The sequence below is a fragment of the Salipaludibacillus agaradhaerens genome (assembly GCF_002019735.1).
Taxonomy (GTDB): Bacteria; Bacillota; Bacilli; order Bacillales; family Salisediminibacteriaceae; genus Salipaludibacillus; species Salipaludibacillus agaradhaerens.
Genome location: NZ_KV917378.1, coordinates 3,802,786 through 3,814,048 on the forward strand (window position 1 = coordinate 3,802,786; position 11,263 = coordinate 3,814,048).

Consider the following 11,263-nt stretch of genomic DNA (forward strand, 5'->3'; position numbering starts at 1 on the left):
TTTCTAAGAGGTACTATTTAAGAGCCACCCTTAAAATAACAACGTTGTTATTTAAGGGATTTAACAAGGAGTGATTAACGATGCGAGCCTTTATTCATGACGATTTTATGCTTAATACGAAGCCAGCACAAAAACTTTACCATGACTTTGCGAAAGAGATGCCAATTTTTGATTTTCATTGTCATTTAAGTCCTCAAGAAATAGCGGAGGATCATTCATATGCGAACATGGCAGAAATTTGGTTGCATGGGGATCACTATAAGTGGCGAGCTATGCGAACTTACGGTGTAGATGAACGTTTCATAACAGGCGATGCTTCTGATGAAGAGAAATTTAAAGCATGGTCAAAAACGGTACCTTATACGATTGGAAACCCGCTTTATCATTGGACTCATTTAGAGCTGAAAAGGTATTTTGACACCGATGAGTTACTAAACAGTGCGTCGGCCCCTAAGATATGGGAGCATTGCAACACCCAGTTAGCGAGCTCAAATTTCAGTGCTCGGAACATTATAGAACGATCGAACGTAAAAGCCATCTTTACGACAGATGATCCGATAGATTCATTGACCTTCCACAACGCTATTCGTGATGCCTCACATTTTAATGTGAAGGTGAGGCCAACATTTAGGCCTGATAACGTAATAGATATTCAAAAAGACACGTTTGTAAAGTATATTGAAAGACTTGGTGACGTTGCGAATATATCCATAACAGATGTTGCCGGTCTTATGAGGGCTATTACGTCACGAGCAAAATTTTTTCATGAAGCAGGCTGTCGAGCATCCGATCACGGGATTGCCACACTGCCTTCATCTCCATGTACTGAAGAAGAGGCGAATGCCGTATTCCTTAAAAAGATGAATGGGGACACCGTCACTGCCACTGAAGCAGATAAGTATGAGACATTTATAATGATTTTCTTAGGCAGATTGTACGATTCTCTCGATTGGGTGATGCAATTACATTTAGGCGCTATAAGGAACAATAATGAACGAATGTTTGGGAAGTTAGGTCCTGATACTGGCTATGATTCGATCTACGATTTCCATCTTGGTAAGGCGTTAAATGGTTATTTTAACGAATTGGAAAAGTCAGATGAACTGCCTAAAACAATTGTCTATAATTTAAACCCAGCTCATAACATGGTTATTGCAACTGCAATCGGTAACTTTCAAAAGGGCAGTTGTAAAGGAAAAATTCAATTTGGATCAGGCTGGTGGTTCAATGATCAAAAGGACGGAATGATAAGGCAATTAACAGATTTAGCTAATACAGGATTGTTAAGTACGTTTGTCGGTATGTTGACAGATTCACGTAGCTTTCTTTCATATACCAGACATGAGTATTTCCGGCGCATCTTGTGCAACTTGCTAGGTCAATGGATGGAAGCAGGAGAGGTGCCTGAGGATTATAAGCTGTTAGGAGAAATTGTACAGGGCATTTGCTTTAATAACGCAGAAAGATATTTTAATCTTTCATAGATAACATTCTACCAAACAATCATTAGAGAGGAGATAGCTTATGTCAGTAGGCGTTTTAGCGCATCTTTTTGGAAAGCAGCCTTACGAAAAGCTCGCAACTCAAGTTGGGGCATACGGGTTTACTAATATTCAGCTCGCTTTATGGAAGGCGATTGACAACTATCCTTTCTCTGAACAGAGAGTGTTGTCCCCCGCATTGGCAAAGAAGATAGCAGATGAATTTGCTAAGCACGGTGTTTCGATCTCTGTTTTAGCTTGTTACTTACATCTGTTTGAAAGAGATGCTGAAGCCCGGGAAGTGACACTTGAAAGATACAAAGAATGTATTCGTCATGCCAGGTTTTTTGGTGCTCCGATGGTAGCTACTGAAGTAGGAAAGCCCACTAGTCCCTCTCATAAAGAAGATTGGAAGATTCTTGTACGTTCAGTAGCTGATTTGGCGAAAGAAGCAGAAAAGTGGGGTGTCTTTTTAGGATTAGAAGCGGCGAATGGCCACTTAGCAGGAACAGCCTCTCAACTTAAAGCACTTATAGATGACGTAAAATCTTCCCATATAGGAGTCGTCATTGATCCAGGTAACCTTATGACAAAAGAGAACTTTTCCAGTCAAGATGATGTGATAGCAGAAGCTTTTGACTTATTAGGTGACCGAATTATCGCCGCCCATGCAAAGGATCGAAAATTCAGCGAGACAGGAGAGTTACTTGTATTCCCAGCAGGGCAGGGTGAAATGAATTATGATAGATATCTTAACCTGTTGGAAAAAACGAAGCCCGATGTTCCGATTATTTTGGAAGAATGTCGGCCAGAAGAGATGGGTAAATCGAAAAGGTATATTGAATCAATTCGACAAAGATATGCTCCTTTCTCATAACAAAGAACCACCACATCTGTTTAAAAAAGTGTAAGTTCAATTTCAAGGAGGGACACGATGAAAGAACATTATTTACAAGTTCATAAATCAGATAATGTCATAGTTGCCCTAAGAGAGTTTAAGGAAGGAGAAACAATTGATCTCAGTACTGGCCCTTTAAAGGTAACAGAGACAATCCGTACAGGGCATAAAATCGCTGTCACGAAAATCGAAAAAAATCATAATGTCACAAAATATGGCTATCCGATAGGGAGTGCAAAAGAAGACATTTTACCAGGTGAGTGGGTTCATACCCATAATGTCAAAACCAATCTGGAGGGTACCCTTTCTTATGAGTACGACCCCAAAAAATCACCTCTGAATGTTGACAGAAATTCGGAAAGAACATTTAGAGGCTATCGGAGAAAAAACGGTGAAGTGGGTATTAGAAATGAAATTTGGATTATCAATACAGTAGGCTGTATTAATAAAACGGCTGAAATTGTTGCGAAAACAGCAAATGACATGTACAGAGATGAGCGACTCGATGGGATCTATCATTACCCGCATCTCTTTGGCTGCTCACAACTGGGGGATGACCTGCATAACACGCAAAAAATCTTGCGGAATCTCGTGATGCACCCAAATGCTGCTGCCATTTTAGTCATGGGCCTTGGCTGTGAGAACAATCATATTGCTGAATTTAAAAAGGTTCTCGGCGATTATGATGAAGAACGTGTCAAATTTATCGCAGTGCAAGAAAGTGGTGATGAAATTAGTGAAGCACTTGATTTAGTTGAAGGGCTAGTAGGTTACGCTAAAACATTTGATCGCGAGGATATATCTGTTTCGGAATTAAAGGTCGGGCTAAAATGTGGAGGATCTGACGGCTTTTCAGGCATAACAGGTAATCCATTATTAGGCGCATTCTCTGACAAACTAATTACTCATGGGGGCACAACAGTTTTAACAGAAGTACCTGAAATGTTTGGCGCAGAAAAAATTCTTATGGAGCGGGCGAAGGATGAAGTCGTCTTTAATAAAATTGTTGATTTAATTAATGATTTTAAAGATTATTTTCTCAAGCATGGTCAAAATGTGTATGAAAACCCTTCTCCAGGTAATAAAGAAGGCGGTATCACGACGCTCGAAGAAAAATCTCTCGGGAATGTGCAAAAAGGGGGCTTTGCCGAAGTGACAGACGTTTTACCGTATGGCGAAAGGTTGTCACAAAAAGGGTTGACCCTTTTACAAGGGCCAGGAAACGATTTAGTTTCCGTTACAGCACTTGCAGCTTCAGGAGCTCATATCGTTATTTTTACGACTGGCAGAGGTACACCGTTTGGCGGTCCAGTACCGACTATAAAGGTATCAACTAACACAGCTTTAGCAGAGAAAAAAGAGAAATGGATCGACTTTGATGCAGGACAAATGATTAGCGGAAAAAATAAGCAGGAACTGACTGATGAATTTTTCGATTATATGTTAGATATTGCTTCTGGAACGGTAAAGGCCAGAAATGAGCAATTTGGCTTCAAGGAAATTTCAATTTTTAAAGACGGTGTTATTTTGTAACTTATTCGCTTATATTTCAAAAGGGGTGGCTATTTTGAAACAGTTAAATAAATCTTTAACTATGAATGATATGTCTGCAGATGTTATCCATGATCATCTACCTGATTTACCCGAGAAAGCGATACAGTTCGGTGGAGGTAACTTTTTAAGAGGATTCATAGATTGGTTGATTCATGAATTAAACAAACAGCAATTATTTAATGGGAAAGTGGCGATTGTACAATCACATGTGGCAGGTAGTGAAGTGATTGATATGCTAAAGGAACAGGATTATTTATATACAGTCGTGCTTCGTGGACGACAAAAAGGAAAAGTCATTGATAAAAAAGAGATTGTGTCGTCAATTTCTCGAACGATACATGCCATAGACGAGTGGGCAGTTTTAATGGAAGCTGCCGAATCACCAGATCTTGAAGTTATTTTCTCAAATACAACAGAAGCAGGCATTACCTATAGTGATGAGGGGTATCCGAGGGCTGGAAATGTTCCTGAGTCATTTCCCGGGAAATTAACAATGTTTCTTCATCATCGGTATGAATCATTTGCTAATAAAACCGATTGTGGTCTTGCCATTATCCCATGCGAATTAATTGAGCAAAATGGTGACAAATTGAAAGAACTTGTATTAAGAAAAGCGGAGGACTGGGAGTTGTCAGAGGCGTTCAAAGATTGGGTGAAAAATAACAATTCATTCTGCAATACACTTGTAGACCGAATAGTCACGGGTTATCCGAAGGACGCAGTCGAAGAATATGAACAGGCGCTAGGTTATAAAGATAACTTAATAACTGTTGGTGAACCTTATCATATGTTTGCGGTGGATGCCCCTGATCATGTGAAACACATTCTGCCGTTTCATCGGGCAGGGTTGAATATAAAGTGGGGGGGTGTTGTGCCACACAGAGAATTAAAGGTAAGGCTATTAAATGCCCCTCACACGATGATGTTTGCAACAGGTTACCTTTATGGAGCTGATACAGTTCTTGATGTTATGGAAGAGGAAAAATTAGCTGACTATGTTCAGCGCAGCTTTAATGAATTATTACCAACAGTCAACATGACAGAGAGTGTGAAGAAAGATTTTGTAGAAGACATTAAAGAACGGTTCTTAAATCCATTTAACAAACATTATTTAACCGATATAGGAATGAATGCGCTATTTAAGTATCATTCGCGAATTTTGCCATCGCTTTTATCATTTTATGATCGATACGGACGTTTGCCACAGACAATGGTCTTTTCCCTCGCAGCTATTATTGCTTTTTATCGCCCGGATCATCAAAAAGAGGGAAGATGGTTTGGCAAAAGGGGAGATGAGATGTACAGTATTCTTGAAAATCGGGACGTACTGGACATGTTGACAAGTCTTTGGGGAAAAATTGCGAGCAAGACTCTGTCCCTTGAAGAATTGGTGGAAGCCGTATTAAAAAGTGAGCAAATATGGGGACGAGATTTAACAGCTGTGTCGGAATTACATGAGGGAGTCACTTATCAACTCCATAGCATAAGAGAAAAAGGGATGAAGGAAGCGGTAACGAATTTATTGAATAAAGAGACAACGGTCTAACTAATTAAAATAAGTATATTCTCTGGACGTGACGGCCAGGATATTTAAGGAAATAAGGCGAAATACGGTTGTCATAGCGAGTAACATCTAACCTTACTGATGAGAAATAGGCCAACGTTACTTTCAAATATTAATGTACCTTTGTCATATCACACCAACTTCTTTAGTAGAGCAAACTAAAGAAAAGAAGAAGGGCGAGTAAAAGAAATTATTTGATATATGACTAATCAATTCTATTATGAAGAAGGAACCTCTTCTTTTTAATCACAGATAACCGTCCGAAAAACTCCCTTCAAATAGAATGCATAGAAAATCTATTTAGGCGGGGGATAACAGACGTTAAAGTCCTGATACACTCAACTCTACTGATTGCAGGTTCGTTTTATCCTTCGTGAGTCACCGTATTTCGCTGTGATCACTCTGTCATGGGAGTTGCTCGGTATACTTTGCTTGAACAGCAAATTTCAACAAGGGGGAAACTATTATGGGAGAAGCTAAAGACGGCAATTTCACTATTCATCTTCCGACTATACCGGACTATAACATCTCCATTACCGATTTCGGTGGACAAGGAAATGGGCACACCTTAAATACGCAAGCATTTGTGGAAGCGGTGGAGGCTATTTATAATAACGGTGGTGGGAGGTTAATAGTACCAAAGGGGATTTGGCTCACAGGTCCTATCCGTTTCACGAGCCATATGGAGCTCCATCTTCAAAAAGGGGCTGTGATTGTTTTCAGCCGTGATTACACAGATTATCCTCTCATTATCTCAAGCTTTGAAGGAGAACCGGCCGTTCGTTGTCAATCACCTCTTGATGGTGAGGATATGACTGATATTGCGATTACTGGTGAAGGAGTGATTGATGGAGCGGGAGAGGCATGGCGCCCTGTGAAAAAATATAAAGTGACGTGTAAACAATGGAGCCAGTTAGTGGATAGTGGCGGGGTGGTAGAAGAAGCTGATGATATTTGGTGGCCAACAAAAGCGGCATTAGCAGGGAAACAAGCTGTTAAAAATCTAAAAGATCGCAAGGAATTTTCATTATCTGCTTATGAACCTTACAAAGAGTTTTTACGCCCAAATTTAGTTAGTTTTAGACGTTGCAACATTATTTTAATTGAAGGTGTTACCTTTCAGAATTCCCCAGCTTGGAATATCCACCCTTATATGTGCACGCATGTCACAATTAAAGGGATTCAAGTTAGAAATCCATGGTATGCACAAAATGGTGATGGACTCGATATAGAATCATGTCGTTATGTAAGTGTGGAGGATAGCACTTTTGACGTTGGAGATGACGCTATTTGTGTGAAATCAGGTAAAGATGAAGCTGGACGAAAAGCGGCTATGCCAAGTGAAGACATCCGAATTAAAGGGTGTACGGTTTACCATGGTCATGGAGGTTTTGTTATAGGAAGTGAAATGTCAGGGGGTGTTAGACGCGTGTCAGTGACTAACTGCTTATTTATGGGGACAGATACTGGGTTAAGATTTAAGAGCTGCCGAGGACGGGGAGGCATAGTAGAGAATATTTCAATTTCAGATATTCATATGGTTAATATCAAGCATGAAGCAGTCATTTTTCATATGTTTTATGAAAAAACTGAGGATGAAAACATACGGTGGAAGCCAATCTCAGAAGAAACACCTCAGTTTCGCCATATACATATGAAGCGGCTTACGTGTGCTGGAGCTGATCAGGCGATTTCTATGACAGGCTTACCTGAAATGCCGTTACAGGATATCACTTTCACACACTCAAAATTTCATACTAAACATGGTATAACAGCTTTATATTGTGATCAACTGTCACTTCTAAGTACGAGCGTGACGACCACTGATGAGCCAAAATTTTGTTTAAACCACGTGACGAACCATAATCTAAAGAAAGATGATATTTTTACGGAAACTAAAGTATTCTAGCTGTGCTAAGATATTTTACATTGGAAGAGTAAAGAACCTAAAAAAGTGAAAGACGAGGTTTCCCGTCTTTCACTTTTTAAGTATGATTATTGCTCTTTAAAGACTATCCACTCTAAGGAATAGGCTTTTCATTTCTGATATTTTATTTGAGAAAGAAGCCATACGTAGCCTATTTGTTAAGATAAAGCTTTATATTATTCACTCAGCTTGTAGTAAAGCTTCCTTAGCTAATATTTTCTCCCTTTTCCGCTCTAATAATTTAAAGGCAGTACTAGCGGACCACATCATCACATAAGTCGGAATACTTATAGAGAAAAAAGGAACTAATCCTGGGATAAGCATAAATAAATAATACAAGAGGGCAAGAATGATACCGGTTCCAATTGTCAGATGAAGGTTTGTCATGCCTATTAGTAAAGCATATTTTAAATAATGAATAAAGGGTAATTGAAAATGGACATAAACAGGGAAGAAATACATAAATAAAATAACGAATAAAAGTGCTACAAGCACAAAGAAAAAGAAAAGAAAACTGTAAAGATGTCCGGTTACAATCGATAAATACTGTAAATCAATAAAGAGCACATAAGCGATAGCAACAAAAATCAAAGCGAATAAATTGCCTTTTAAAAATTCTTGTTTGAACGTTTTAAAAAATGTAGCAAAAACAGGGGTATCTGGTTCACCTCTAAGCCATTTTCTCGTTACAGTAAATAAAGCAATCGTTGCTGGGAAAATACCTAAAATAATGCCTCCCATCAAGGTGAATAAGAGCCAAACTAAATTAGCGTAAGCAAGCCGCATGATCCATTCACTAATTCGAAGAAATCCACCCATCAAACCTGACATTTCCATATTAATCCCTCATTTCATTCAATGTCGTTCGTGGACTTTAGCAAAGTAACTTGTCTATTTAATATAACGACCTTCAATCATTGGGCATTTTCGTACTTCTCACACTGATTGGCCGTTGAGTGAATCAGGATATTAGTGTCCGTGAGCTCCCGCCTAAATATATTTTTTATGCTCTCTATTTTGAGGCGGGTGTTTTTCAGACCGTTATCTGTGATAAAGCTCAAGTACGGATTATGAGCTAACAGAGTTAAAGCAATGAAATAACTAGTTAAAATACAATTGGATGTAAACACAGGGTATCACAGCAAAGCTTTACATCGGGTAAAAATGACTGAAGTTCTGAGGAAATGATAACGTTTGAAATTTGCCATAATTAATATATGATTTTATCTGTATATCTTTGGTAAGTTATTTTATAATGTTAATAACAACGTTTGAAAACGTCCCACCTACTCCTAATCCTCTTACATCAGGAAGACACGTCATGCTAATAGTCAATAATCTATGAATACGCAATATTGTAAGCGTAAACATTACTCCTTCGTCCGCCACAGTATCAGTCACTAAGCAAAAGTTTCACTGGAATTAACCGGGGGTGAAAAAGTGAAAAATAAGAGCTTTCTAATGAAACTAATTATCTTTGGCTGCTTAATAAGTATTGTACCGGTTGTTTTTATTGGCACGTTTTCCTATGTCCAATCAACAAATGAAATCCAAGAAAAAGTTAATGAAGAAAAAATACAATCTATGCAACAGGTTAATTCCAATGTTGAGCAAATTTTAACGACTGTTAATTTCACGCTTAATAGAATTATTGATTCTGCTGTAATGGAGCATTCTTTACGTCGATCAATGATCGCTGAAGATTTTCAAATTCATCGAGATTTACGTAAAGAATTAGTTAATTTACAATCTATGGAGACACGGGTAGAGGATATTACAATCCTTAATTTTGAAAGGGATTGGCTCATGAATAATCGTGGAATAAGCAGGTTGGATGAACATCCAGATTCAGCATTATACATATCTTTTTTAGACATGCCAAATAACTCCTCTTGGGAGTTGCTAGAGCATGAAGTATTTGAAGAACCTATTTCTAGTGGAAGTTGTACTTATTCTTTAAGCTTAGTCAAAAAACTACCTACCTTCCAAAGTAATAAATTTGGCTTAGCTTTTGCAAACATCCCTACCTGTACAATCGCAGACATGATTTTTTCTGACAATTCCTCAGAAGAATTTATGATTGTAAATCATGAATTTGATATCATCGTTCACCCTGATGAAGAAATGATCGGACAATCATTATTAAATAGCAATTATGTATCCTCGCTAACGCCCTTTGAAGAAGAAAAAACAGGTCAATTTAATACGACCATACATGATGAACCCTACACTATTACTTATCACACCTCCGATTTTAACGACTGGACTTACTTATCGATAATGTCTATTAATGAGTTAACAGCAGAATCTAAAAGTATCGGTTGGATGACCATTTTGGTTACGTCACTTATGATTGTTATGTCACTTATTACGGTTTTTATTATAAGTCGACGTCTTTATTCACCGCTACAGCGAGTAATGCGACAAATTGAATATCATCTTCCAACATTAAGGAAAAATGAAACGGATGATTTAACGTTGTTAGAGAACCAAGTGACACATTTATTTTCATCAAAAACGACGATGGAAGTAGAACTTCTAGAGCATAAAAAGCAAGTGAAAGTTTTATTTATGAATCGTCTCTATCAAGGCATTATAAAACCATCTGACCTAGAGGAAAAATTAGCGTATTTTAATCTTAACGATATGACGGCTAAGTGGCGTCGGCATGTTGTCCTCACAATCAAGTTAGATTGCATGGAAGAATCAGTATATGAAGCAGCGGACAGGGAATTACTTTCCTTTGCTATGATGAATGTAGCAGAAGAATCTGTACGGGGAATCGATCATTTACCTGTCGTGTGGGTGAACAAATCCTTAGTTATCCTTATAGGCTTTACTGAAGAAGAGTCTGATATACAAATGAATTCAACCATTTACAAGTTAACTGAACAACTGCAAGATAATATTGAAACATGCTTGTATATTACAGTTAGTATTGGCATTAGTCTGCCGTTTGTTAAGTTGTTAGATGCTTCAAGAGCTTACCAAGAAGGGCTCGAAGCTCTAAAGCATCGAATTACATTAGGAAAAGGTGTTATCGTTCATTATGAAACAATAAATTCTGGGAAACATACTTTAATTTATGAATATCCTCAAAGGGCAGAAGAAGAATTAATATTAGCTATTAAAGTTGCGGATAAAACGAAAGCACTGGCACATCTGAAAGCATGGATGAGTAAAGTGTTTAAAGACACGTATTCACCCCGAGAGTACCATATTTCAATGATGCGTCTCCTTAATAATCTATTACTTATCAAACAGGAGAATAGTATTAGTTTTCAAGAAATTGACGTTGAATATGACGCATTGTATGAAGAACTTCTAACGATTCACATGAAAGAGGATATAGAGAAGTGGTTTAAAACAAAGCTGATCTGTCCACTCATTGAGATTTTTAGTAAACGGCGTGAATCTCAGTTTCAAAATATCTCTGAAAAAATGATGGATTTAATTCATAAACATTATGATACAAACATTACATTAGAAGAATACGCAGAAAAAATGCATTACAATGCCAATTACTTAAGTAGCGTCTTTAAACAGGAGACAAATTACACATTTAGTGAGTATTTAGCAAAGTATCGTTTCAAAAAGGCTAAACAGTGGTTAATTGAAACAAACATGACGGTAAAAGAAATTGCTGATAAGCTTCAATATAAAAATTCACAAAATTTCATTAGATCGTTTAAAAAGTTAGAAAATATGACGCCAGGTCAATATAGAAAAGAGTATAGTCGTGTCTCTTAAAGTCTCTCAAAACAATTAACAGTGGCCAGACTTAAACAATATCAAGCAGTGGGGAATTGCTGATGCTTGGGCTCGCCTCTAAGGCGAGT

General features: G+C 37.9%; 7 protein-coding genes. 6 read left to right on the top strand and 1 reads right to left on the bottom strand.

Translation table 11 applies throughout. The features are described from left to right. Positions 1–80 precede the first annotated feature (80 nt). From uxaC to BK581_RS17535, 5 genes are all read left to right on the top strand, one after another. Positions 81–1,484, top strand: coding sequence for a glucuronate isomerase (gene uxaC, locus BK581_RS17515; RefSeq protein WP_078579372.1), 1,404 nt, complete (start codon positions 81–83; stop codon positions 1,482–1,484). A 40-nt stretch (positions 1,485–1,524) separates the two neighbouring features. Beyond that, positions 1,525–2,358 (top strand): sugar phosphate isomerase/epimerase family protein, encoded by an 834-nt coding sequence (locus tag BK581_RS17520; RefSeq protein WP_078579373.1) that lies wholly within the window; start codon positions 1,525–1,527, stop codon positions 2,356–2,358. A gap of 57 nt (positions 2,359–2,415) precedes the next feature. Beyond that, positions 2,416–3,912, top strand: coding sequence for a UxaA family hydrolase (locus BK581_RS17525; RefSeq protein ID WP_078579374.1), 1,497 nt, complete (start codon positions 2,416–2,418; stop codon positions 3,910–3,912). A 34-nt stretch (positions 3,913–3,946) separates the two neighbouring features. Beyond that, the gene (locus BK581_RS17530; RefSeq protein ID WP_169837778.1) at positions 3,947–5,479 is read left to right on the top strand and encodes a tagaturonate reductase; all 1,533 of its coding nucleotides are present in this window, start codon (positions 3,947–3,949) and stop codon (positions 5,477–5,479) included. 484 nt (positions 5,480–5,963) lie between these two features. Then, positions 5,964–7,406, top strand: a complete 1,443-nt coding sequence (locus BK581_RS17535) for a glycoside hydrolase family 28 protein (protein ID WP_078579376.1) — start codon at positions 5,964–5,966, stop codon at positions 7,404–7,406. A gap of 198 nt (positions 7,407–7,604) precedes the next feature. Here the strand turns inward: BK581_RS17535 and BK581_RS17540 are convergent, their stop codons facing one another. Then, positions 7,605–8,261, bottom strand: a complete 657-nt coding sequence (locus BK581_RS17540) for a YesL family protein (protein WP_078579377.1) — start codon at positions 8,259–8,261, stop codon at positions 7,605–7,607. A gap of 624 nt (positions 8,262–8,885) precedes the next feature. Here BK581_RS17540 and BK581_RS17545 point away from each other — a divergent pair. Continuing rightward, the gene (locus BK581_RS17545; protein ID WP_143709706.1) at positions 8,886–11,174 is read left to right on the top strand and encodes a helix-turn-helix domain-containing protein; all 2,289 of its coding nucleotides are present in this window, start codon (positions 8,886–8,888) and stop codon (positions 11,172–11,174) included. Positions 11,175–11,263: the final 89 nt, after the last annotated feature.

What these genes read in the sequence shown, in the direction of transcription:
- BK581_RS17540 (WP_078579377.1), bottom strand. Translation starts at nt 8,261, where the DNA reads ATGGAAATGTCAGGTTTGATGGGTGGATTTCTTCGAATTAGTGAATGG.
- BK581_RS17535 (WP_078579376.1), top strand. Translation starts at nt 5,964, where the DNA reads ATGGGAGAAGCTAAAGACGGCAATTTCACTATTCATCTTCCGACTATA.
- uxaC (WP_078579372.1), top strand. Translation starts at nt 81, where the DNA reads ATGCGAGCCTTTATTCATGACGATTTTATGCTTAATACGAAGCCAGCA.
- BK581_RS17545 (WP_143709706.1), top strand. Translation starts at nt 8,886, where the DNA reads ATGAAACTAATTATCTTTGGCTGCTTAATAAGTATTGTACCGGTTGTT.
- BK581_RS17520 (WP_078579373.1), top strand. Translation starts at nt 1,525, where the DNA reads ATGTCAGTAGGCGTTTTAGCGCATCTTTTTGGAAAGCAGCCTTACGAA.
- BK581_RS17525 (WP_078579374.1), top strand. Translation starts at nt 2,416, where the DNA reads ATGAAAGAACATTATTTACAAGTTCATAAATCAGATAATGTCATAGTT.